General features: G+C 74.3%; 19 protein-coding genes, 1 pseudogene and 1 riboswitch. Of the genes and pseudogenes, 10 read left to right on the top strand and 10 right to left on the bottom strand.

The annotated features are described in order from the left end of the window. Positions 1–27: 27 nt before the first annotated feature. Both tsaD and OG904_RS04360 read right to left on the bottom strand, forming a co-directional pair. The gene (gene tsaD / locus OG904_RS04355) at positions 28–1,083 is read right to left on the bottom strand and encodes a tRNA (adenosine(37)-N6)-threonylcarbamoyltransferase complex transferase subunit TsaD (protein WP_405497760.1); all 1,056 of its coding nucleotides are present in this window, start codon (positions 1,081–1,083) and stop codon (positions 28–30) included. Positions 1,084–1,168: 85 nt separating this feature from the next. Then, positions 1,169–1,378 (bottom strand): annotated as a pseudogene (locus tag OG904_RS04360) (VOC family protein); the annotation flags it as partial. Positions 1,379–1,646: 268 nt separating this feature from the next. Between OG904_RS04360 and OG904_RS04365 the strand changes: the two are divergent. The 4 genes from OG904_RS04365 to OG904_RS04380 are packed head-to-tail and all read left to right on the top strand — an operon-like array spanning position 1,647 to position 3,816. After that, positions 1,647–2,519: a heavy metal-binding domain-containing protein gene (locus OG904_RS04365; RefSeq protein WP_405487543.1), complete on the top strand. Its 873-nt coding sequence runs from the start codon at positions 1,647–1,649 to the stop codon at positions 2,517–2,519. Position 2,520: 1 nt separating this feature from the next. After that, entirely contained in the window at positions 2,521–2,823 is a 303-nt protein-coding gene (locus tag OG904_RS04370; protein ID WP_405487545.1) for a hypothetical protein, read from the top strand. Beyond that, on the top strand, positions 2,796–3,386 hold the full coding sequence (locus OG904_RS04375; protein WP_405487547.1) for a heavy metal-binding domain-containing protein: 591 nt from the start codon (positions 2,796–2,798) through the stop codon (positions 3,384–3,386). The genes OG904_RS04370 and OG904_RS04375 overlap by 28 nt, the downstream gene beginning before the upstream one ends. A gap of 37 nt (positions 3,387–3,423) precedes the next feature. Further along, complete coding sequence (locus OG904_RS04380) at positions 3,424–3,816, top strand: hypothetical protein (RefSeq protein WP_405487549.1); 393 nt, start codon at positions 3,424–3,426, stop codon at positions 3,814–3,816. 141 nt (positions 3,817–3,957) lie between these two features. On the opposite strand, the gene OG904_RS04385 is transcribed toward OG904_RS04380, so the two are convergent. From OG904_RS04385 to OG904_RS04395, 3 genes are all read right to left on the bottom strand, one after another. Beyond that, a complete protein-coding gene (locus OG904_RS04385) occupies positions 3,958–5,460 on the bottom strand; it encodes an NAD(P)/FAD-dependent oxidoreductase (protein ID WP_405487551.1) in 1,503 nt (500 codons plus the stop codon). 137 nt (positions 5,461–5,597) lie between these two features. Next, complete coding sequence (locus OG904_RS04390) at positions 5,598–7,169, bottom strand: esterase/lipase family protein (RefSeq protein ID WP_405487553.1); 1,572 nt, start codon at positions 7,167–7,169, stop codon at positions 5,598–5,600. 68 nt (positions 7,170–7,237) lie between these two features. Continuing rightward, entirely contained in the window at positions 7,238–8,194 is a 957-nt protein-coding gene (locus tag OG904_RS04395; protein ID WP_405487555.1) for an oxidoreductase, read from the bottom strand. Positions 8,195–9,012: 818 nt separating this feature from the next. On the opposite strand from OG904_RS04395, the gene cbiE reads away from it, so the two are divergent. The 3 genes from cbiE to OG904_RS04410 are packed head-to-tail and all read left to right on the top strand — an operon-like array spanning position 9,013 to position 11,862. Beyond that, positions 9,013–10,323, top strand: coding sequence for a precorrin-6y C5,15-methyltransferase (decarboxylating) subunit CbiE (gene cbiE, locus OG904_RS04400; RefSeq protein ID WP_405487557.1), 1,311 nt, complete (start codon positions 9,013–9,015; stop codon positions 10,321–10,323). Beyond that, positions 10,320–11,069: a precorrin-4 C(11)-methyltransferase gene (gene cobM, locus OG904_RS04405; protein ID WP_405487559.1), complete on the top strand. Its 750-nt coding sequence runs from the start codon at positions 10,320–10,322 to the stop codon at positions 11,067–11,069. The genes cbiE and cobM overlap by 4 nt, the downstream gene beginning before the upstream one ends. Further along, on the top strand, positions 11,059–11,862 hold the full coding sequence (locus OG904_RS04410) for a cobalt-precorrin-6A reductase (protein WP_405487561.1): 804 nt from the start codon (positions 11,059–11,061) through the stop codon (positions 11,860–11,862). The genes cobM and OG904_RS04410 overlap by 11 nt, the downstream gene beginning before the upstream one ends. 63 nt (positions 11,863–11,925) lie before the next feature. Here the strand turns inward: OG904_RS04410 and OG904_RS04415 are convergent, their stop codons facing one another. The 4 genes from OG904_RS04415 to OG904_RS04430 all read right to left on the bottom strand — a co-directional run bounded on the left by OG904_RS04415 (position 11,926) and on the right by OG904_RS04430 (position 16,190). After that, positions 11,926–12,465 (bottom strand): IMP dehydrogenase, encoded by a 540-nt coding sequence (locus OG904_RS04415; RefSeq protein ID WP_405487563.1) that lies wholly within the window; start codon positions 12,463–12,465, stop codon positions 11,926–11,928. 319 nt (positions 12,466–12,784) lie between these two features. Then, complete coding sequence (locus OG904_RS04420) at positions 12,785–14,326, bottom strand: precorrin-2 C(20)-methyltransferase (protein WP_405487565.1); 1,542 nt, start codon at positions 14,324–14,326, stop codon at positions 12,785–12,787. Beyond that, positions 14,323–14,970: a precorrin-8X methylmutase gene (locus OG904_RS04425; RefSeq protein WP_405487567.1), complete on the bottom strand. Its 648-nt coding sequence runs from the start codon at positions 14,968–14,970 to the stop codon at positions 14,323–14,325. The genes OG904_RS04420 and OG904_RS04425 overlap by 4 nt, the downstream gene beginning before the upstream one ends. Beyond that, entirely contained in the window at positions 14,967–16,190 is a 1,224-nt protein-coding gene (locus OG904_RS04430) for a cobalamin biosynthesis protein CobG (RefSeq protein WP_405487569.1), read from the bottom strand. The genes OG904_RS04425 and OG904_RS04430 overlap by 4 nt, the downstream gene beginning before the upstream one ends. A gap of 567 nt (positions 16,191–16,757) precedes the next feature. After that, positions 16,758–16,837: riboswitch (cobalamin riboswitch) on the top strand. Positions 16,838–16,890: 53 nt separating this feature from the next. Here OG904_RS04430 and cobN point away from each other — a divergent pair. Beyond that, positions 16,891–20,502, top strand: a complete 3,612-nt coding sequence (gene cobN / locus OG904_RS04435; protein ID WP_405487571.1) for a cobaltochelatase subunit CobN — start codon at positions 16,891–16,893, stop codon at positions 20,500–20,502. Positions 20,503–20,531: 29 nt separating this feature from the next. Continuing rightward, entirely contained in the window at positions 20,532–21,005 is a 474-nt protein-coding gene (locus OG904_RS04440; RefSeq protein WP_405487573.1) for a hemerythrin domain-containing protein, read from the top strand. A 63-nt stretch (positions 21,006–21,068) separates the two neighbouring features. On the opposite strand, the gene OG904_RS04445 is transcribed toward OG904_RS04440, so the two are convergent. Next, entirely contained in the window at positions 21,069–21,290 is a 222-nt protein-coding gene (locus OG904_RS04445; protein WP_405487575.1) for a hypothetical protein, read from the bottom strand. Positions 21,291–21,529: 239 nt separating this feature from the next. On the opposite strand from OG904_RS04445, the gene aroD reads away from it, so the two are divergent. After that, on the top strand, positions 21,530–22,258 hold the full coding sequence (gene aroD / locus OG904_RS04450; protein ID WP_405487577.1) for a type I 3-dehydroquinate dehydratase: 729 nt from the start codon (positions 21,530–21,532) through the stop codon (positions 22,256–22,258). Positions 22,259–22,335: the final 77 nt, after the last annotated feature.

Genomic DNA, 22,335 nt, shown 5'->3' on the forward strand with positions numbered 1-22,335 from the left:
TACCTTCCGCACCCTCCGTACCCTCCGCTAGATCCGGGCCGCCGGGTTGAGGGAGGCGTACTCCAGCGGCGCCGACGGGTCGACGGTCAGCTGGTGCGGGGCGGGCTCCACGCCCGCCCGCACCAGCAGGTCGCCGACGGCCGCGATCATCGCCCCGTTGTCGGTGCACAGCGTCATCGGCGGGACCCGCAGCTCGATCCCGGCGGAGGCGCAGCGGCGCTCCGCGAGCTCGCGGACCCGGGAGTTGGCGGCCACCCCGCCGACGACCACCAGGGTCCGGACCCCGTACTCCCGGCAGGCCGCGACGGCCTTGCGGGTGAGCACGTCGGCCACCGCCTCCTGCAGCGAGGCCGCCCCGTCCGCGACGGGCGGCTCCTGGCCGCGCAGGCGGTGGCCCTCGGCCCAGCGGGCGGCGGCCGTCTTCAACCCCGAGAAGGAGAAGGCGTAGGCGTACGGGTCCTGCGCGCGCGGCCCGCCGGTCAGCGGGCGGGGGAAGGTGACGGCCTTGGGGTTGCCGCCGCGGGCGGCGCGGTCGATGGCCGGGCCGCCCGGGTAGGGCAGGCCGAGGACGCGGGCGACCTTGTCGAAGCACTCTCCGGCCGCGTCGTCGAGGGTGTCGCCGAGGTGCAGGATCGGCTCGCGCACGAGGTCGCGCACGAGGAGCAGCGAGGTGTGGCCGCCGGAGACGATCAGCACCACGCAGGGGTCGGGCAGCGGCCCGTGTTCCAGGGTGTCGGCCGCGACGTGACCGGCCAGGTGGTGGACTCCGTAGAGGGGCAGCCCGAGCGCGTAGGCGAGGGTCTTGGCGCCGGCCAGCCCGACCTGGAGGGCGCCCGAGAGGCCGGGGCCGGTGGTGACGGCGATCGCGTCGAGCTGGTCCGCGCGCAGTCCGGCCTGATCGAGGGCCTGGCGGACGACGGGGTTGAAGGAGTGCAGGTGGGCGCGGGCCGCGATCTCCGGGACCACCCCGCCGAAGCGGGCGTGCTCGTCCATGCTGGAGGCGACCACGTGCGCGAGCAGCCGGCCGCCGCTGACGATGCCCGCCCCGGTCTCGTCGCACGAAGACTCGATCCCGAGCACCACCGGAGACCCCGTCACACCGCCACCCCATCCTTATTGCGAACTATTCGCAATAAGGATACGGGCCTGCCGCTGCCCGCCCGCCCCGTCAGTCCCGCACCAGGCAGAAGGGATGCCCCACCGGGTCCGCGTAGACCCGCCAGCCCTCGGCCGTCCGGCTCTCGTCCAGCAGGGTCGCGCCGAGGCCCAGCACCTGCGCGTGGGCCCGGTCCAGGTCGGCGACGGCGAAGTCCAGGTGGGACTGCTGGGGGCGGTCCGGGTCCCGCCAGCGGGGCGGGCGGTGGTCCTCGGCCCGCCGGGACGGAGGTGGCGACGACGAGACCTCGTACAGCTGTTACTTCGACGACGTGACCCGCGCCCTCTGCCGGCGTGCCGTCGGCGGCGCCGTCGCCGCCGGGCCGCCCGGCCCGGACGACCAGGCGACCCGACCGGCCTGACCGGCCTGACCGGCCTGACCAGCCTGACCAGCCGATGGTCGCCGTTTCGCCGCTCCCCGCGATGACATACGCTGCCGAACGGCGCCGCGATCCGCGCGGTGAACCACGAGACCCAGGACACCTGAGCCGATGACGCACCGACGGGACACCGGTCTTCCGGGAGCCACGGACGGCGCGGTGGCAGCGCCCCGGGCGGGCGGCACCTGGGACTCGGCACTGTCCTCAGGGGAGTTCGCGGCGATCAGGAGCGTCGGCTTCGACCCGGTCGGGCAGGTGCTCGGCACGGCCGTCTTCGGCGTCGGGTTCAGCGGCCTCTGGGGCTGCCCGGGCGCCTGGACGGTGACGGACGGCGTCAAGACGCCGTCCTCGGCCTGGACTTCGTCCTTCTCCCAGCTGGTCGGCAACCTGTACGCGGCCCGCCGGCTGGCGCTGGCCCGGGCGGTGGACGAGTGCCGCGCCCTCGGCGGCGACGGGATCGTCGGAGTGGAGCTGCGGGTCAGCGAGTTCACGGCGGAGACGCTGGAGTTCACCGCGCTGGGCACCGCGGTCCGGGCCCGCTCGCGCGTCCGGCCCCACCGGCCCTTCACCTCGCACGTGAGCGGCCAGGACTTCGCCAAGCTCGTGAACGAGGGGTGGGTTCCCACCGGACTCGTCCTCGGCATCGCGCTGGAGACCCGCCACGACGACTTCCGCACCTCCCGGCGGACCCGCTGGACCGCCGGGAACATGGAGGTCGACGGCTACACCCAGCTGATCAGCCATGCCCGCCGGCAGGCCCGCGACCAGCTGGCCCTCGACGCGGCGAAGCACGGCGGCGACGGGGTGGTGGTGGACGAGGTGGAACTGACGCTGCGGGAGAACGAGTGCCCCAACTTCGGTTACGCGCACGACCTCGTCGCGGAGGCGGTCTGCACCGGCACCTCCATCACCCGGTTCAGCCGCTCCGGGCGGCCCGCCGGACCCGGACCACTGACCATCATGAGACTGGAGCGAGAGCACTGACATGACCGAGCGAACGGGGCGGGAACTGGCCGGGGAAGCCGCACGGCCGGCCGCGGAGGAGGGCGTGTCCGAGGACGCGATGCGGCGGCTGGCACGGCTCCAGCCGGGAGAGAAGGGCTCGCTCTTCACCTCGGACCTGACGGTGAACGAGTTCCTGCTGGTCCGCGAGGCCGGCTTCCGCCCGCTGGGCCTGGTCCTCGGCTCCTCGGTCTACCACGTCGGCATCCAGCTCGGCCGGTGGTCGAAGAACCAGGAGCTGACCCGCTGTCGGAGGCCATGTACGAGGCGCGCGAGCTGGCGATGAGCCGGATGGAGGCGGAGGCGAGCGCGCTGGGGGCCGACGGGATCGTCGGGGTGCGCCTCGACATCGAGTTCAAGGAATTCGGCTCGGACATCGCCGAGTTCATCGCGGTCGGCACGGCGGTGAAGGCGGACGGCGCGGACCCGGGACCGGGCGGGACCTGGCTCAACAACAAGGGCAAGCCGTTCACCTCGGACCTGTCCGGCCAGGACTTCTGGACGCTGATCCGGGCCGGGTACGCGCCCCTGGACATGGTCATGGGCTCGTGCGTCTACCACGTGGCGCACCAGCGCTTCACCCAGGCGCTGGGCGCCACGGGCCGCAACGTCGAGATCGAACCGTTCACCCAGGCCCTCTACAACGCGCGCGAGCTGGCGATGAGCCGCATGCGGGCGGAGGGCGAGGCCCTGGAGGCCGAGGGGATCGTGGCCGTCCGGCTGAAGCAGCACTCGCACACCTGGGGATCGCACACCACCGAGTTCTTCGCCATCGGGACCGCCGTGCGCCCGCTGCGCGAGGACCACGTCATCGACCGGCCGGCCCTGGTCCTGAGTCTCGATGCCTGACGCCCCGGTGCCTGACGGCCCGATGCCCGACGCCCCGATGCCCGACATGGAAGTGGAACTGCTGGCCGCGGCGCTGCGCCAGGACAGCTCGGACCTGCACCTCTATGTCAACGTGCTGTCGGTGAGGCTGGCGGACTCGTTGCCGGCCGGCGCCGTACGGATCAGGCGCCGGCGTTCCGTCGCGCAGCGGCTGGCCGGGCGCGAGGGTCCGGTCGCCGAACTGGACGTCACGCTCGGCGACCGGCGGCTCTCGCTGCGGACGGACCGGGGGCGGGTGACCGGGGAGATCTGCCACGAGGTGCGGGGCATCGTGCTCTCACGGCGCGAAGCGGACCTCGACGAGTGGATCGGCGCCCTGGCCCGCGCCCTGGCCGACGCCGCGGCCTCGAACGCCCGGGCCCGCGCGGCCGTCGAGCGCTTCCTGGCCTGACCGGGCCCGGCCGGCCTGACCAGGCCCGACCCGACCCGGCCCGGTCAGGTCAGGCCCGCTCAGGTCAGGCCGGTCAGGCCCGGCCCGGTCAGGCCCGGCCCGGCCGACCGGGTCACTGCCCGGCGGCGGACCGAGGCCGGGTCACTGCCCGGCGGCCGGAGGCCGGCTCTGCGCCCGCTCCGCGCCAACCGCCCGTCCCACCGGCGGGCCGTGGTGCGCCGGGTAGTCGGCGGTGTCCGGAGCGGCTGGCAGCCGCCACTTCGACAGGACCCGGACCATCGTGACGGGGTCGAGCAGCGTGCCCGGCGAGCTGGTCAGCGACAGCACTCCGAAGAAGCGGGCGGCGATGGCCGGATCGGTGTTGGCGCCCGCGATCACCCGGGACATGTAGGACTGCAGGATGCGAGTCGCCCGGTCCGGCGGCGGCCCGTCCGTCTCCGGGTACCGCATGTCCTCGCTGGTGGCGATCTGCCAGGGCACGGCCGCGGCCGCCGTGGTCCTGCGCTGGATCCGCCGGGAGGCGGCGGCGATCTCCTCCGGGCCCAGGGTACGGATCTCCTTCGCCAGGGCCTCCGCGGCGAGCGCGGCGACCGTCATCCCGTGCCCGTACACGGGGTTGAACCGGCAGGCCGCGTCGCCGAGGACCACGAAGCCGGCCGGCCAGCGCTCCATGCGCTCGTAGTGCCGCCATTCGTTGGCCGTGCCCCGGAAGGCGGTGGGGGCGGAGAGCGGGGTCGCGTCGCGGATGGCGTCGTACAGGGCCGGGCTGCGCAGGCTCCGGGCGAACGTGAAGAACTCCTCGTCCCTGACGGGCGGGGCGTGCTCGCCGTTGCCGATGAGGGTCACCAGCCAGCGGTCGCCGTCCTGCGGCATCAGCACCCCGCCGCGCGGGAGGTCGGGACGGCCCTGTACGTACATGCCCTGCCAGCGACGTCCCGGATCCTCGGGGATCGCGAAGTAGCGGCTGGAGTACCCGAGATGGGAATCGTAGCGGGTGACGGCCGGGGCCGGGTGACCGAACTCCGCGAGCCAGGCGGTGGCCTTGGAGGTGCGCCCGGTCGCGTCGACGACGAGGCGCGCGGCCAGCCGCTCGCCGCCGCGCAGCTCCACGCCCGCCACCGAGCGGCCGTCCGGACCGGCCACGAGTCCGGCGGCGGGGGTGCCGGCCCGGACCCGGATGCGCCCGTTGCGCAGCACCTCCCGCCGAACCGTCCGGTCCAGCAACTCCCTGCTCGCGAGGAGGACCCTGGCTCCGGAAACCGGCCGGAACCAGTCGGCCGGGCTCAGCCAGAGGAAGTCGCGCGGCGAGTCGAGGAGGTGGGCCCCGGCGCCCACCAGCTTGCCGGTGATTCCGGGCAGCATCAGTTCGATCAGGTCCACGCCCCGCGACCACAGTACGTGCGCGTGCCGGGATTGCGGCAGCCCGGGCCGGAACGCGGCTTCCCCTTCCGGCAGTTCGTCCCGCTCGACCACGGTGACCCGGGCGAACCGCCGCGCGAGTACCCGCGCGGCCAGCAGGCCGGCCATGCCCGCGCCGAGGACCACGGCATGGTCCCCGGCCTGCGGGTCTTCCTGCGATTCGGCTTGCGGGTCTGCCTGCGGTTCGGTGGTGCGTAGGTGGTTGTCCGTAGCGTCGTCGTCCATGCCGCCGAGTGTGCTGCGGGCGTCCCGTCCGGGTCAGGGCCCGGACGGGGCGCCCGGAGGCTTCCCGGGGGCGGACGGGCTCATACCGGGGCGCGCCCGCCGGAGCGGGCCCGGCGGGCGGCCCCGGCCGGGAGGGATCAGGGGCAGAGGACGGTCCAGGTGACCTTCACGTGCCCGCCGTCGTCCCCGTGGAACTCGCTGGTACGGGTACCGGGCTGGTCGGTGTACGGGTCCCAGGCCACCGTGCCCCGGGCGACCAGGTCGTCGGCCGAGGAGGCGTCGTAGTCCCAGAGGTACACGCCGATCTCGATGGGGCCGGGGCCGTACGTCGCTCCCGAGCCGATCCGCTGGTAGAAGTACGGGTCGGGGTTGCTGCGGTTGCCCTGGTTCGGGAAGGTCGACGGGTCCGAGCCGGAGCGCGACCAGACGGCGGTGCGCGCACCGTCGCCGGTCCGGACCGCGATGTCGCCGTAGAGCGCGGGGCGGGTCGTGCCGTCGTCGAAGTAGGTCAGCTCCGCCTGGTCCACGCGGACCCGGCAGTCGGGGACCCCCTGCACGGGGGTGACGGTGTAGGTGACGGAGGCCTCGCCGCCGTCCACGCCGAGCATCCTCGCGGTGAAGCGGCCGAAGCCGAGGGCCGGGTCCCAGTGGACGCGGCCGGCGGCCATCACGTCGTCGTTGTTCCCGGCGGAGTAGTCGGCGTCGGTGAGGTAGGCGGAGATGGTCGCCTCGCCGCCGAAGACCTGGCTGCGGTTGGCGTCGTCGAGCCCGAACCACGGGTCGTGGTCGGGGAAGGCGGTGGCCCCGGACCGGTCGCGGTGCCACAGGGTGCGGGCGGTCCCGTCGGTGGTGAGGGTGAGGCCGTCGTAGAGCTCGGGGCCGCTCTCACCGGTGGAGGTGAACCGGGCCGAGTCGACGGTGATGCGGAACGGGCCGCCCTTCAGGTCGACTTGGGTGACGGGGTCCTTGGAGAACTCGGCGACGATCTGGCGGCGGACCCAGTCGTTGCCGAGCAGCCCGTAGTGCGAGGGGCAGCCGCTGTCGCCGACCGGCAGGACGTGGTTGACGGCGCCGGCCAGCTCGGTGGAGTGCGGGGCGCGGCTGTCGCCGGGCGGGATCTGCTGGTCGCAGGTGGAGCTGAAGGTGGTGTAGCGGGTGGCGCCCGGGGTTTCGTCGCCCGCGTTCAGGGAGCTCAGGAAGGCGCTGCCGGGGGTCATGTCGGCGAGCGAGGCGGCGTGGATGTCGCAGAAGGTGGCGAAGGGGCCGCAGGGCGCGGCGTCCCCGGCCCCGTGGTTGGGGCCGCCGAGCGAGACCCAGGCGCGGACCCGTGAACTCCCGCCGTCCTTCAGGTACTTGCGGGTGAGCAATGAACCCATGCTGTGCGCGACCACATCGACCGGGCGGCTGCCGAACCTCTCGGTGAGGAAGGAGCCGAAGCGGGCGGCGTTGGAGTCGTTGGTGGCGGCCCAGTCGTAGCCGAACTCGGCGAGGTCGCTGGAGAGCCAGCCCTGGGAGTGCAGATAGTCCTCCAGCCCGTCGAGGGAGGCCGCGGTGTCCCCGTAGCCGTGGACGAGGACGACCGGCGTACGCCGCTCCGCGCGGGCGTCGGCCTGCGCCGCCGGGGCGGTGAGGAGGCCCGCGAAGAGCGCGGCGGTGACGGCGGCGAGCATCGTGAACAGCAGGGGCACGGGCAGGGCGGATCTGCGCATGGCTCTCCCAGGGGATGCGACTCGGCAGCCTGAAGTGACTGGCGAGTAGCAAGCTAGCCCCCGGGGATTCAGCGCGATAGGGATGCGTACGAGACTCCGGTGAGCTTTTCGGAGGCGCCCCAGAGCCGTTCGCCGGACTTGTCGTCCAGGGTCCATTTCGCCCGCCAGGAACGGGAGGGCGCGCCGCGGACGCTGAACCGCGGCCCGATGAACTCGTCCGGCCGGACCCCGGGCGCGGTCGCCGCGTACAGGGCGGGCAGCGCGCCGGAGGCGGCGGACTGGGCGATGACGCCGTTGCCGATGAGGATGCCGAGGCTGTTGGCGGCGACCGCGATGCGCGAGGTGAGGGTGGTGCCCGCCTGCGGGGCCGCGGCGACGTGCAGGTTGGTGGCGGCGTAGCCGGGGTGGGCGGCGGCCGCGACCATCCCGGATCCGGCGGTCGCGAGCCTCCGGGCGAGCTCGTGGGTGAAGAGCAGGTTGGCGGTCTTGGAGCGGCCGTATGCGATCCATCGCCGGTAGTCGCGCTCGCCGTTGAGGTCCTCGTGGTCCACGTCCCCGAACATGTGGAAGCCGCTGGAGAGGCTCACGATCCGGGCTCCGGGCGGAGCGGCGAGGAGGCGGGGCAGGAGCAGGCCGGTGAGGGCGAAGTGGCCGAGGTGGTTGACCCCGAACTGCGTCTCGAACCCGTCGGCGGTCCGCCCGTACGGCAGGGCCATCACGCCTGCGTTGTTGATGAGGAGGTCGAGGCTGTCGTGGCGCCGGGCGTAGGCCTGGGCGAACTCCCGTACGGTGGCCAGGTCCGCGAGGTCCAGTGCCATGAACTCGACGTCTGCGCCGGGGACTTCGGCGCGCAGTCGGATCTCGGCGGCCCGGCCGCGGGATGCGCTGCGGCAGGCGAGCACCACCGCGGCGCCGTGGCGGGCGAGTTCGCGGGCCGCGAAGTAGCCGATCCCGCTGTTCGCGCCGGTGATCACGGCCGTGCGGCCGCTCTGGTCCGGTATGTGCGCAGCCTTCCAGCCCGGCATGCCGGCTCCTCTTCACCCGGCGACCCCCATCGGGCCGCGGCCCCCGCACCCTACTCCCGGGGTCCCCCCGGGACACCCCCGCCCCCGGTCCGGACCCGGGCCGGGACCCTGGTCCGCCCCCGGGCCGGGACCCTGGTCCGGGCCCGGGCCGGGACCCTGGTCCGGGGGCCCATGCCCGGGCCCCCGGGCATCCCGCTGCGCGGGCGAAGTCCCCTACCCGCCCTTCGCCCGTTCCCCGGGCTCCGCCCGGACCCGCCCTGGGGCTCCGCCCCAGACCCCGCTCCTCAAACGCCGGAGGGGCTGGATTTTCCAGACCGCCGGCGACCCCTTCAGCCCCTCCGGCGTTTGAGGAGCGGGGGTCCGGGGGCTGGCCCCCGGCGACGGTGCCGCACGTGGCAACGGGTCCGGGGCGGAGCTCCGGGGAACGGGGGAAGGGCGGGTCGGGGACTTCGCCCGCGCAGCGGGATGCCCCGGGCCCGAGCAGGGGTCCAGGGGTCGCCCCGGCCCGGGGCAGGGGGTCCCAGCCCGGGGGCAGGGGGGTCCCGGCCCGGGGGCAGGGGGTCCCGGCCCGGGGGCAGGGGGTCCCGGCCCGGGGGCAGGGGGTCCCGGCCCGGGGGCACGGGTCCCGGACCGAGGACGGGGGGCCCGGACCGAGGACGGGGAGCCCGGACCGAGGACGGGGAGCCCGGACCGAGGGCGGGGGGCCCGGACCGGGGGCACAGGTCCCGGACCGGGGCCAGGGGGCCCGGGCCGGGGGCGGGGTCCGGGACCAGTAGGCTGCGGGTCCGTCCCCTTCCCGTACCCCGAGGTTCCGCGCAGTGAGCTCCGCACCGCCACCGCCCCCCGTACCCGTGTCGGTCGTCGGCCTCGGCGCCGACGGCTGGGACGGGCTGACCGCCCCCGCCCGGGCCGCGCTGGCCGGGGCCGAGGTGCTGATCGGCGGGCCCCGGCAGCTGGACCTGCTGCCCCGCGGGGAATGCGGCGGGGTCCGGGTGGCCTGGCCCAGCCCGCTGCGCCCGGCCGTGCCGAAGCTGATGGCGGAGCACGCGGGCCGCAGGATCGCGGTGCTGGCCAGCGGCGACCCGATGTTCTACGGGATCGGCCGCGCCCTGTCCGAGGAGCTCGGGCCGGGCTCCCTGCACGTCCTGCCGCACCCCTCCTCCGTGTCCTACGCCTGCGCCCGCCTCGGCTGGCCGGTGGAGGACACCGAGGTGGTGACCGTCGTCGGCCGCCCCGTGGCCCGGCTCGCGGCCGCGCTGTACGAGGGCCGGCGCGTGCTGGTATTGAGCGCCGGAGAGGTGACCCCGAACGAGATCGCTGCTCTGCTTCGAGAGCGGGGCTTCGGCCCCAGCCGGATGCGGGTCCTGGAACAGCTCGGCTCCGAGCACGAGGACGCGTACGAGGGCCTCGCCCACAGCTGGGAGCATCCGCCCGGCGACCCCCTCAACGTGGTCGCCGTCGACTGCCGCCGCGACCCCGGCGCCCCCACGCCCCGGCTGGGTGCCACCCCCGGCCTGCCCGACGCCGCCTACGAGCACGACGGCCAGCTCACCAAGCGCCACGTCCGCGCCGCCACCCTGTGCGCACTGGCCCCCGCCCCCGGTGAACTGCTGTGGGACATCGGCGGCGGCTCCGGCTCCATCGGCATCGAGTGGATGCGTACGCACCCGTCCTGCCGCGCCGTGACCGTGGAGCGGGTGTCCGAGCGGGCCGCGCGGATCATCCGTAACGCCTCGGCGCTCGGCGTCCCCGGTCTGCGCGTGGTCACCGGGGCCGCGCCAGGCGCGCTCGCCGGGCTGCCCGCCCCCGACGCGGTGTTCATCGGCGGCGGCCTGACCGCACCGGGCCTGCTCGACGCGGCCTGGGAGGCGCTGGCCCCCGGTGGCCGGCTCGTGGTCAACACCGTCACCCTGGAGTCGGAGGCGGTGCTCACCGACCGCTACCGGCGCCACGGCGGCGAACTGGTGAAACTGGCCGTCGCGCACGCCGTGCCGGTCGGCGGTTTCACGGGCTGGCGCCAGGCGATGCCCGTCACCCAGTGGTCGGTCACCAAGCCCCACCCCAGAACAGCAGAAGCAGCAGCAGAAGCAGCAGCCGCCCTCCCCGAAATGGTGGATCAGACGATATGACCGTGTACTTCATCGGTGCGGGCCCCGGCGCCGCCGACCTGATCACGGTGCGCGGCGCCCGGACACTGGCCGCGGCACCCGTGTGCCTGTACGCGGGCAGCCTGGTCCCGCGCGAACTCCTCGCCGAGTGCCCGCCGGACGCCCGCCTGATCGACACCGCCCGGCTCAACCTCGACGAGATCATCGAGGAGTGCGTACGCGCGCACGCGGCCGGCCAGGACGTGGCGCGGCTCCACTCGGGCGACCCCTCCATCTTCAGCGCCGTCGCGGAGCAGATGCGGCGGCTCGACGCGGCCGGCATCCCCTACGAGGTCGTCCCCGGCGTCCCCGCCTTCGCCGCGGCCGCCGCGGCGCTGAAGCGGGAGCTGACCGTCCCCACCGTCGGCCAGACCGTGATCCTGACCCGGATCGCCCAGCAGGCCACGCCGATGCCGCCCGGCGAGGACCTCGCCACGCTGGGCCGCAGCGGAGCGCTGCTGGTGCTGCACCTGGCCACCCGCTACGTCGACCGGGTCGTGGACGAGCTGCTGCCGCATTACGGGGCCGGGTGCCCGGTGGCGGTGGTCGCGATGGCCAGCCGCCCCGACGAGCTGATCCTGCGCGGGACGCTGGCCGACATCGCCGCACAGGTGAAGGAGGCCGGGCTGGTCCGCACCGCCGTCATCCTGGTGGGCCGCACCCTGGGCGCCGAGCAGTTCCGCGACAGTCACCTGTACTCCGCCGAGCGAGACCGGCATGCCTGCTGATCCTCCCGGTCCCGGGCACCGTCCCGGCCGTCCGCACGTCCTGATCCTCGGCGGCACCACCGAGGCCCGCCGCCTTGCGCAGGCGCTGAGCGCCGACGCGGACTCCCCGTACCGGGTGACCACCTCGCTGGCCGGCCGGGTCGCCGCCCCGGTGCTCCCGCCGGGCGAGACCCGGATCGGCGGCTTCGGCGGACCGGCCGGGCTCGCGCAGTGGATCGCCGCCCACCGGGTCACGCAGCTGGTCGACGCCACCCACCCGTTCGCGGAGCGGATGAGCTTCAACGCGGCCCGGGCCGCGGCGCTTTCGGGTGTCCCACTGCTCGCGCTGCGCCGCCCCGGCTGGACCCCGGGCCCGGGGGACGCCTGGCACTTCGCGGACTCCCTCGCCGGGGCGGCCGCCCTGCTGCCCGGCCTCGGCTCGCGCGTCTTCCTGACCACCGGCCGGATGGGCCTGCACAGCTTCGCGCACCTCACCGAGCCCTGGTTCCTGGTGCGTTCGGTGGATCCGCCGGACGCCCCCGCCCCTCCCCGGCTCGAAGTACTGCTCGCCCGGGGGCCGTTCACCCTCGATGACGAGCGGGAGCTGCTCGCCCGCCACCGCGTCGACCTCCTGGTGACCAAGGACAGCGGCGGCTCCGCGACCGCACCCAAACTCACCGCCGCCCGCGAGGCCGGCATCCCGGTCCTCGTCGTCCGCCGCCCGCCGGCCCCCGGGGGCGTACCGCACACCGGGTCCGTCGACGGGGTCCTGCGCTGGCTGTCCGACCGGGAAGCGGGCCGGCGCAAGCCGTGAGCACGCCGTCCCCCGCCACCCGGAACGGGGCGGCGGGGGACGGCCCGGCCGGCGGCCCGCGTCTCACTCGCCCGAGTCGACGGACCGCTCCCGCAGCCGCACCTCGGCGGTGTTCTGCTCGTAGGACCGCTCGGAGACCTGGACCATGACCGCTTCCTCGTGGAACTGCCCCAGCGAGGTCGCACCGCAGCTGATCGTGGTGGCGGTCGGCTTCGACCGCGTCAGCTCCACGTTGTCGTACAGGCTGCCCGCGTAGGGTACGAAGCCGTCCACGCCCTCCTCGAAGGCGATCTCGTCGCCCTGCCCGTAGCGGGCGGCGTTCTGGGCACGCCGCGATCCCTCGCCCCAGTACTCCTTGTAGTACTGGCCGTCCACGCGGACCTTGCGCGAGGGGGACTCGTCGAAGCGGGCGAAGTACCGGCCCAGCATGACGAAGTCCGTGCCGATCGCGAAGGCGATGGCCTTGCGCTGGTAGACGCAACAGCCGTCCGACGAGTCGAGGCACAGGACGTCCGCTCCGGCCTCGACCAGGGCGGGGACGCGGTCCTCGAAGTCACGGGAGTTGCTGCCGGCAGCGACCCGGAACCGCTTCTGACCGTCCACGGACGCGTGATGGAACGCGCCTGCGGTCCGGTGCGGCGGATTCGGCAGGCTCTCACGGGCACGGGAAAACGGTGCCGGCCCGCTGCGCGGATCCGGAAGAGCCCGTCCGGAGGATGACCCCGACGACGAGCGCACAGAGGCGGGCCGGTGCCGACGCCGGTGACCGGCCGCCGTGTGGGACCGCCCCCGCGTCAGCACAGGCGCTGACTTCCATCGCGCCATACGCGACCCTGCCGCAGCCCCGCGGGGGCGAACCGCCGCGGGGCCCACGGCGGTTGACGCGCCACGAGCCCCGCGGGGGTTCGACAGCCTCGGGTACTCAGGGGTAGCGGCGCGGGGTCCAGGTCACCCGGGAGCCGTCGCCGCGCTCGGTGACCCGCGTCTGCGAGGAGCCGATCAGCAGCAGCGTCCGCATGTCCACCTCGGCCGGCTCCAGCGTGGCCAGGGTCACGATGCGCACCGACTGCCCGGGGCCGCCCACGTCCCGCGCGATGACCACCGGGGTCTGCGGCGGGCGCATCTCCAGGAGCAGGTCGCGGGCCTTCTCCACCTGCCAGGTGCGGCTGCGCGAGCCCGGGTTGTACAGGGCGAGGACCAGGTCGGCGCGGGCCGCGGCGGTCAGCCGCTCGGCGATGACCTCCCAGGGCTTGAGGCGGTCCGAGAGCGAGATGGTCGCGTAGTCGTGGCCGAGCGGGGCGCCGGCCGCGGCCGCCGCCGCGTTGGCGGCCGTCACTCCGGGCAGCACCCGTACCGGCACATCGCGGTACGGGTCCTGCGCCGCGACCTCCAGGACCGCGGTGGCCATGGCGAAGACCCCGGGGTCACCGCCGGAGACCACGGCCACCCGCCGGCCGCGCCGGGCCAGGTCGAGCGCGAACTCGGCGCGCTCCGACTCCACCTTGTTGTCCGAGCCGTGCCGGATCTGGCCCGGCCTGACCGGGACCCGGTCCAGGTACGTCGTGTACCCGACGAGCACCTCCGCGTCGGCCAGCGCCCGCCGGGTCTCGGCGGTCAGCCACAGCGGCCCGGCCGGACCGGTGCCGACGACGGCGACCTGGCCCGGCCCGGACGGCACGCTGCCCGGGTTGCCGATCCGGCTGGGCACCACGGCGACGGCGAAGTACGGCACGCTGCCGGGGTCGGTGTCGGCCAGCAGACCGGTCCGCTCCCCCGCCATCGTCGCGCGCTCCACGTAGCGCGCCTCGGCGAGCCGGCCGCTGTTCTCCATGGCCCGGCGCACGGTGGGGAAGGTACGGCCGAGCTTCATCACGACCGCCGAGTCGGTGGCGGCGAGGCGGGCCGTGAGCTCCTCCTCGGAGAGGGTGCCGGGCAGGATCGTCAGCACCTCCTCGCCCTCCACGAGCGGGGTGCCGAGCCGCGCGGCGGCGGCGCTCACCGAGGTCACCCCGGGGATCACCTCGGCCTCGTAGCGGTCGGCGAGCCGCTTGTGCATGTGCATGTACGAGCCGTAGAAGAGCGGATCGCCCTCCGCGAGGACGGCGACGGTGCGGCCGGCGTCCAGGTGGACGGCGAGCCGGGCGGCGGAGGCCTCGTAGAACTCCTCCATCGCACCCTGGTAGCCGCCGGGATGGTCGGTGGTCTCGGTGGTGACCGGGTAGACCAGCGGCTCCTCGACGTGGTCCGCGCGCAGGTGCTTCGCGGCGATCGAGCGGGCGATCGAGCGGCCGTGCCGGGCGGAGTGGTACGCGATGACGTCGGCCTCCGCGATGACCTCGACGGCGCGCAGCGTCATCAGCGACGGGTCACCGGGCCCGAGCCCGACTCCGTACAGCTTCCCGGCGGTCCCGGGGGATCCGGCGGATCCGGCGGTCCCGGCCGTTCCGGCGTTCCCGGCGCTCATTCGGCCACGCTCGCGATGGCGTTGACGGCGGCCGCGGCCATGGCGCTGCCACCGCGCCGGCCCCGGACGATCAAGTGGTCCAGCCCGGAGGGGTGTTCGGCGAGGGCGTCCTTGGACTCGGCGGCGCCGATGAAGCCGACGGGGACGCCGATGACGGCGGCGGGCCGCGGCGCGCCCTCCTCGATCATCTCCAGCAGCCTGAAGAGGGCGGTCGGCGCGTTCCCGACGGCGATCACCGAACCCTCCAACAGCCCGCGGTCCCGCCAGACTTCGAGGGCGGCGGCGCTGCGCGTCGTCCCCATCTTCGCGGCGAGCTCCGGGACGGCCGGGTCGGAGAGGGTGCAGATCACCTCGTTGCCGGCGGGCAGCCGCTTGCGGGTGACCCCGCTGGCGACCATCTGCACGTCGCACAGGATCGGCGCGCCGCCCTCCAGGGCGGCGCGCGCCCGCAGCACGACCTCGGGCGTGTAACCCAGGTCCCGCGTCAGGTCGGTCATCCCGCAGGCGTGAATCATGCGCACCGCGACCTGCGCGACCGAGGCGGGCAGCCCGGAGAGGTCCGCCTCGGCGCGGATCGTGGCAAAGGACTGGCGGTAGATCTCGGCGCCGTCCTTCTCGTACTCGAACACGGTGTACTCGCTCATTTCTTCACTGCGTCTTCGGACATGGGGAGTCGGCTGCGCGCGTCGGCCACAGCCACTGCAAGTTCGCGGGGTGCCACCGGGTCGGCGCCGATCGTGTACCCGTCGGGTGTGGCCACCACGTCCACCCAGGCGGTGCCGCGCGGGTGTCCGCAGCGGCGTTCGCAGCCGGACCAGTGCACGGGCAGCGGCCCGCGCGCCCGCTCGGCGACGGCCCGCGCGTCGGCGCGCACGTCGGCGAGGGACTTGGCGCAGCCGGGGCGGCCGGTGCAGGCGGTGACGGACTCCCAGGGGCCGTCGGGCGAGGTGACCAGCCCGGCGGGGCGGACGGTGGTGCCGGTGACGACGATGCTGCGCCAGGGCGTGATCCGCAGCTCTCCGGGCAGCTCCCGCCACTGGGCGGTGGTGAGCCGGCCGAGCGGGACCAGGACGCAGAGCGCGTCCCCGTGCGGGCCGGGTGCGGGCGGCGGGCAGAAGGGGCGCGGCGCCTCGGGCAGGTACCGCGCGGGGATGCCGGACGCGAGCAGCCGGACGGTGAACTCCTGTGCTCCCAGGGCGGATCCGGCGGGCAGTTCGGCGATGCGCCAGGCGCGGGTGCCGGCGTCCGAGGCGGCGTCGAGGAAGTAGTGGGCGGCTTCGAGCGCGGCCGCGGGCGCGTCCGCCGGGGCGACCTCGACCGCGTCCGGCGCGGCCCCGAGCCGGACGAGCACCCGGTCGCCGGGCTGCGCGAGCAGGGTCACGTCGGGGTCGAGTGCGGCGACGTCCCCGCGCCCGTCGTCGACGGCGAACAGGAACCGGCCGGACAGGGCGGCGGCCTTCGGGTCGGCGCAGAGCGCCCGGTCCAGGGCGCGCACCGGGGCGGGGTCCGCGAGCGGGCTGGCGACGATGTTCCGGATCCGCTCGTGCGAGGGCGCGGGCAGCAGTCCGGCCCCGTCCAGCAGCTCCGCGAGCCCGGCGCCGCACCCGTCGGCGAGGCCGCGCAGCTGGACGTTCCCGCGCGAGGTGAGCTCCAGGTGCCCGTCCCCGAACCGGTCGGCGGCGTTCGCCAGCGCGGCGGCCTGCGCGGCGCCGAGCAGTCCACCGGGGATCCGGACCCGGGCCAGGTACCCGTCGTCCGCCGCGTGCAGCCGCAGCGCGCCGGGGCAGGCGTCGCCGCGATCCCGTATGACGGGTTCGTCGCGCGCCGGGACGGCGGAAGGGGGCGTGGGCATGGCGGCGAGCATACCCACGATTCTCCGCCCACCCCTTGTGTCGATCACCACCCCGAACCACCCACGACCAGCCCCGCCTGATCCAGCCCCACCGATCCAATCCTGCCCCGCCTGATCCAGCCCCACCGCTCGCCCCAACCCCGCCGACCCGATCCAGCCCCGCTCACCCCAGCCCGCTCGACCCAACCCCACCGCTCGCCCCAACCACCCCGCTCAACCCAGCCCCGCCGACCCACCCAGCCCCACCCGATCCAGCCCGCCGCTCGACCCAGCCCCACCAACCCAATCCGGCCCCGCATGATCCAGCCCCGCCGGCGTTTGAGGCGCGGGGTCCGGGGCATGGCCCCGGCAACGGCGCCGCACCGGACCCGGCCCACCGGCAACCCGCCCGGCCCGGCACCCCACCCCACCCGGCAGGCCGGGCTCGCCCGGGGCCCGGACACGCGGCCACCCGGCCACAGCCCCACCGCGGGGCCACCGCAACCCCGCCGCACCCGACCACCGGCCCCCGGGCAACGGCCCCCTAAGATGGTTCCTCGGCGGCCAACAGGCCCGCCATCGCCGAGGACGGCGACATGGGAGGAAGCCCGGTGCGATTCCGGCGCGGTCCCGCCACTGTGAATCCGCGCGGCCCCGGCCGCCGGACGAGCCAGGAACTCCCGCCGTCCTCACTGCCCGGGGCGCGGAAACCCCGAGGAAGGCCTGCCGCCGCATGATCCTGCTGCTGTCGACGTCCGACACCGATCTGCTCAGCGCTCGCGCCGCCGCCGACGGCCCCGTCCCGTTCCGGTTCGCGAACCCCTCACGCCTTCCCCTCGACGACCTCCCCGGTCTCCTCGACGGCGTCGGCCTGGTCGTCGTACGCCTCCTCGGGGGCTTGCGCGCCTGGCAGGACGGCCTGGACCTGCTCCTCGCCCCGGACCAGACCCGCCCGGTCGTCGTCCTGACCGGCGAACAGGCTCCCGACGCCCAGCTGATGGAAGCCTCGACGGTCCCGATCGGCATCGCCGCCGAGGCCCACGGCTACCTCGCCCACGGCGGCCCGGCCAACCTGGACCAGCTGGCGCGCTTCCTCTCCGACACCGTGCTGCTGACCGGTCACGGTTTCGAGCCCCCGGCGGCCTCCCCCACCTGGGGCCCGCTGGAGCGGACGGCCGGCCGGACCACCGGCCCGAAGGTCGCCGTGCTGTACTACCGCGCGCACCAGATGAGCGGCAACACCGCCTTCGTCCACACCCTCTGCGAGGCGATCGAGGCCCACGGCGCCCAGCCGCTCCCCCTCTTCGTCTCCTCCCTCCGCACCCCGGAGCCGGAGCTGATCGCGGAGCTGGAGTCGGCCGACGCGGTGGTCACCACCGTCCTCGCCGCAGGCGGCACCAAGCCCGCCACCGCCTCGGCGGGCGGTGACGACGAGTCCTGGGACGCGGGCGCGCTCGCCGGCCTCGGCGTGCCGATCCTCCAGGCCCTGTGCCTGACCGGTTCGCGCAGCACCTGGGAGGAGAACGACGAGGGCCTGTCCCCGCTCGACGCCGCCACCCAGGTCGCCGTACCGGAGTTCGACGGCCGGCTGATCACCGTCCCGTTCTCCTTCAAGGAGCTGGACGAGGACGGGCTGCCCGCCTACGTCGCCGACCCCGAGCGGGCCGCCCGCGTGGCCGGCATCGCCGTGCGTCACGCCCGGCTGCGGCACATCGAGCGCCGCGACAAGAAGATCGCCCTCGTCCTCTCCGCGTACCCCACCAAGCACTCCCGCATCGGCAACGCCGTCGGTCTGGACACCCCGGCCAGCGCCGTGGAACTGCTGCGCACGCTCATCGCGGGCGGCTACGACTTCGGCCCCGTCGAGGACGTCCCCGGCCTGGTCTCCGGTGACGGCGACGAGCTGATCCGCGCCCTGATCGAGGCCGGCGGCCACGACCAGGACTGGCTCACCGAGGAGCAGCTGGCCCGCAACCCCGTCCGGATCCCGGCCGCCGACTACAAGCGCTGGTTCGCCGAGCTCCCCGCCGAGCTGCGGGACAGCGTCGAGCGGCACTGGGGCGAGGCCCCGGGCAACATGTTCGTGGACCGCTCGGCCAACCCCGAGGGCGACATCGTGCTGGCGGCCCTGCGCCGCGGGAACCTCCTCATCCTCATCCAGCCGCCGCGCGGTTTCGGCGAGAACCCGATCGCGATCTACCACGACCCGGACCTGCCGCCCTCGCACCACTACCTGGCCGCGTACCGCTGGATCCAGGCCCGCGCCGAGGACGGCGGTTTCGGTGCCGACGCGATGATCCACCTGGGCAAGCACGGCAACCTGGAGTGGCTGCCGGGCAAGAACGCGGGCCTGTCGGCGGCCTGCGCCCCCGATGCCGCGCTCGGCGACCTGCCGCTGATCTACCCGTTCCTGGTCAACGACCCGGGCGAGGGCACCCAGGCCAAGCGCCGCGTGCACGCCACCCTGGTCGACCACCTGGTGCCGCCGATGGCGCGCGCGGAGTCGTACGGCGACATCGCGCGCCTGGAGCAGCACCTGGACGAGTACGCCCAGATCTCGGCGATGGACCCGGCGAAGCTGCCGGCGATCCGCGCGCAGATCTGGACGCTGATCCAGGCGGCGAAGCTGGACCACGACCTGGGTCTGGAGCAGCGCCCCGACGACGACGGCTTCGACGACTTCCTGCTGCACGTCGACGGCTGGCTGTGCGAGATCAAGGACGCCCAGATCCGCGACGGTCTGCACGTCCTGGGCGGCGCCCCGACCGGCGACTCCCGCGTCAACCTGGTCCTCGCGATCCTGCGCGCCCGCCAGATCTGGGGCGGTACGACCGCGCTCCCGGGCCTGCGCGAGGCGCTCGGCCTCGACGAGTCCGCGGCCACCCGCACCACCGCCGACGAGGCGGAGGAGACGGCGCGCGCTCTGGTGCAGGCGATGGAGGACGCGAACTGGGCCCCGGAGGCGGTGGCTTCGGTCGCCGCCGGCCACTCCACCGACGTGGCGGCCGTACTGGACTTCGCGGCCCGCGAGGTCGTCCCGCGCCTGGCCGGCACGACCGACGAGATCGCCCACGTCGTCAGCGCCCTGGACGGCGCCTTCGTTCCGGCGGGCCCCTCCGGCTCCCCGCTGCGCGGCCTGGTCAACGTCCTGCCGACCGGCCGCAACTTCTACTCGGTCGACCCGAAGGCCGTTCCCTCCCGCCTCGCGTGGGAGACCGGTCAGGCGCTGGCCGACTCGCTGCTGAACCGCTACCGCACGGACAACGGCGAATGGCCCGCGTCCGTCGGCCTGTCCCTGTGGGGCACGAGCGCGATGCGCACCTCGGGCGACGACGTGGCCGAGGCCATGGCGCTGCTCGGTGTCCGCCCGGTATGGGACGAGGCCTCGCGCCGCGTCACCGGCCTGGAGCCGATCCCGCTCGCCGAGCTCGGCCGCCCGCGCATCGATGTGACCCTGCGCATCTCGGGCTTCTTCCGCGACGCGTTCCCGCACGTCATCGGCCTGCTGGACGATGCGGTGCGGCTGGCGGCCTCGCTGGAGGAGCCGGCGGAGGACAATTTCGTACGCGCCCACGCGCAGGCGGACCTGGCCGTGCACGGTGACGAGCGCCGGGCGACCACCCGTATCTTCGGCTCGCGCCCGGGCACGTACGGCGCGGGCATCCTGCAGCTGATCGACTCCCGCGACTGGCGCACCGACGCCGACCTCGCGGAGGTCTACACGGTGTGGGGCGGGTACGCGTACGGCCGGGGCCTCGAAGGGCGCCCGGCGCGCGAGGAGATGGAGACCGCCTACAAGCGGATCACCGTCGCGGCGAAGAACACGGACACCCGCGAGCACGACATCGCCGACTCCGACGACTACTTCCAGTACCACGGCGGCATGGTGGCCACCGTCCGCGCGCTGCGCGGCACGGCCCCCGAGGCGTACATCGGTGACTCGACCCGTCCCGAGACGGTCAAGACGCGCACGCTGGTCGAGGAGACCTCCCGCGTCTTCCGCGCCCGCGTCGTGAACCCGAAGTGGATCGAGGCGATGCGCCGCCACGGTTACAAGGGGGCGTTCGAGCTGGCCGCCACCGTCGACTACCTCTTCGGCTACGACGCCACGACCGGCGTGGTGGCCGACTGGATGTACGACAAGCTGACCGAAACGTACGTCCTGGACCCGGAGAACCGCGCCTTCCTGGAGGAGGCCAACCCCTGGGCCCTGCACGGGATCGCGGAGCGGCTGCTGGAGGCGGAGTCGCGCGGCATGTGGGAGAAGCCGGACCCGCAGGTGCTGGAGGCGCTGCGCCAGGTGTACCTGGACACGGAGGGCAACCTCGAAGGCGAAAGCGAGTAACCGGTCCGTGCCTGGATCACACTGGCCGCATGTGCCACTACTGCGGCTGCCGTGAGATCCCCCTGATCAAGGAGTTCATCGCCGAGCACGAGGCGGTGACGGACGCGGCGGGCGATGCCCTGCGCGCCCTGGACTCCGGGGACCTTGCGAGGGCGAGCGCCCTCGTGGCGGACATGACGGCCGTCCTCCTCGCCCACTGGAAGGGCGAGGAGGACGGCCTCTTCGCGGTCATGGAGCAGGACCCGGAGTACGCGCCGTACATCGCGGCCCTGGTGGAGGAGCACCGCGAACTGGCGGCTTTCCTCGCCCGCGCGGACCTGGCGGACCCGGCGTACGTGGCGGAGCTGCGCCGTGCCGTCGACGAGCTGCACCACCACATCGCGAAGGAGGAGGACGGCCTCTTCCCCGCTTCACTCACCGCCCTGACGGGCGACGACTGGGACCTTTCCATCAAGGCCTGGCGGACGGCCCACCCCGGCGGGGACCTGAGGCCCGCCGGGTAGCCGGGGCGCACACCTGCCGGCCGGGGCGCCCGCCGGGTGGCCGGGGGCGCCCGCCGGCGGCTCCTACTGCTTGACGGTCTGGTTCAGCGCGACGAGCGCCTGCGCCCAGCGCGCGTACTTCAGCTGGCCGAAGTCGGCGATGTTCTTGACGCCGAAGGCCTCATGCAGCAGCTCGCCGTCCCTGTCGGTGACGCCCTTGAGCGCGGAGACGGGGGCCGCGAGCACCTCCGCGAGCGGCTTTTCGGCCCACGCCTTGTCCAGCACCTTGTCGAGGTCGATCGCCATGAGTGTCCCTCCCGGAACGCCGAAGTATGTACCGATGACCCAAACCTAGAACAATCGGACAAACATCCCAGGCTGCGACACCAGCACCTTCGGGGGCGGCGGACCCGCGCCCACCCTCCCGACCAAGGGGCGGTCGACCCCCCTCCCCCTTACCGATTCCGCGTATAATCCGCCCCGTTCACCATGTGATTCGCTTCGGATATCAGAATCGAAAAGGCTGTGACCAGGAAATGAATTCAATGCGGGCGCTTCTCGACGGCGGGATTCCGCTGGTGGCCGTCAGCTTCGACGACAGCGAAACCGAGCCGCGCGCACACGCCGCGAAAGCCGCCGGCGTCGATGTGGCGGAGCTCCGGGTCGACCGGTACGCGAAGACCGACGCGGCCCATGTCCTGGCACAGGTGGACGCGTTCAAGGTGCTGCCGGTCCTGGCCACGATCCGGTCCACCCGCGAGGGCGGCGAATGGCGGGGCACCGAAGCGGAGCGGCTTGAACTGTTTCGCGCACTCGCCCCTCAGGTCCAGGCCGTGGACATCGAGCTTTCGTCCGGGGAAATCCTGGCGGACGTGATCGAGGCCGCCCACCGGCACGACACGGTGGCGATCGTCTCGTACCACAATTTCGATTTCACCCCCGGCACGGAAGAACTCCAGGCCGTCATCGACGACGCGAAGAGCGCCGGCGCCGACGTGGTCAAGGTGTCCACCATGGTGCAGTCGGAGAGCGACGTACGACGGCTGGCCTCGCTGCTGCTGCACGCCGGGACCGGGGACACCCGGCTGATCGTCATCGCGATGGGCGAGACCGGCGCGGTCTCGCGCGTCTTCTTCCCCGCCCTCGGATCGCGGATCACCTACTCCTTCTTCGGCGCCAGCTCCGCCCCGGGCCAGCTCGACTTCCCCGAGACCTTCGGCCTGCTGCGCACGTTCTACCCGGCCTTCGACCAGCGGAAGTCCGCCGGGGCCTGAGCCCCGGCAACCGGGGACGGGGCCCGGGCCCCCGCACCGGGGAGGGGCACCCCCTCCCCGGCCGCCTCCTGCGCCTC

The sequence above is a fragment of the Streptomyces sp. NBC_00096 genome, from assembly GCF_045041305.1.
In the GTDB taxonomy this organism is placed as follows: Bacteria; Actinomycetota; Actinomycetes; order Streptomycetales; family Streptomycetaceae; genus Streptomyces.

What these genes read in the sequence shown, in the direction of transcription:
- OG904_RS04365 (WP_405487543.1), top strand. Translation starts at nt 1,647, where the DNA reads ATGACGCACCGACGGGACACCGGTCTTCCGGGAGCCACGGACGGCGCG.
- OG904_RS04370 (WP_405487545.1), top strand. Translation starts at nt 2,521, where the DNA reads ATGACCGAGCGAACGGGGCGGGAACTGGCCGGGGAAGCCGCACGGCCG.
- OG904_RS04375 (WP_405487547.1), top strand. Translation starts at nt 2,796, where the DNA reads ATGTACGAGGCGCGCGAGCTGGCGATGAGCCGGATGGAGGCGGAGGCG.
- OG904_RS04380 (WP_405487549.1), top strand. Translation starts at nt 3,424, where the DNA reads ATGCCCGACATGGAAGTGGAACTGCTGGCCGCGGCGCTGCGCCAGGAC.
- OG904_RS04385 (WP_405487551.1), bottom strand. Translation starts at nt 5,460, where the DNA reads ATGGACGACGACGCTACGGACAACCACCTACGCACCACCGAACCGCAG.
- OG904_RS04390 (WP_405487553.1), bottom strand. Translation starts at nt 7,169, where the DNA reads ATGCGCAGATCCGCCCTGCCCGTGCCCCTGCTGTTCACGATGCTCGCC.
- OG904_RS04395 (WP_405487555.1), bottom strand. Translation starts at nt 8,194, where the DNA reads ATGCCGGGCTGGAAGGCTGCGCACATACCGGACCAGAGCGGCCGCACG.
- cobM (WP_405487559.1), top strand. Translation starts at nt 10,320, where the DNA reads ATGACCGTGTACTTCATCGGTGCGGGCCCCGGCGCCGCCGACCTGATC.
- OG904_RS04410 (WP_405487561.1), top strand. Translation starts at nt 11,059, where the DNA reads ATGCCTGCTGATCCTCCCGGTCCCGGGCACCGTCCCGGCCGTCCGCAC.
- OG904_RS04420 (WP_405487565.1), bottom strand. Translation starts at nt 14,326, where the DNA reads ATGAGCGCCGGGAACGCCGGAACGGCCGGGACCGCCGGATCCGCCGGA.
- OG904_RS04425 (WP_405487567.1), bottom strand. Translation starts at nt 14,970, where the DNA reads ATGAGCGAGTACACCGTGTTCGAGTACGAGAAGGACGGCGCCGAGATC.
- OG904_RS04430 (WP_405487569.1), bottom strand. Translation starts at nt 16,190, where the DNA reads ATGCTCGCCGCCATGCCCACGCCCCCTTCCGCCGTCCCGGCGCGCGAC.
- cobN (WP_405487571.1), top strand. Translation starts at nt 16,891, where the DNA reads ATGATCCTGCTGCTGTCGACGTCCGACACCGATCTGCTCAGCGCTCGC.
- OG904_RS04440 (WP_405487573.1), top strand. Translation starts at nt 20,532, where the DNA reads ATGTGCCACTACTGCGGCTGCCGTGAGATCCCCCTGATCAAGGAGTTC.
- OG904_RS04445 (WP_405487575.1), bottom strand. Translation starts at nt 21,290, where the DNA reads ATGGCGATCGACCTCGACAAGGTGCTGGACAAGGCGTGGGCCGAAAAG.
- aroD (WP_405487577.1), top strand. Translation starts at nt 21,530, where the DNA reads ATGCGGGCGCTTCTCGACGGCGGGATTCCGCTGGTGGCCGTCAGCTTC.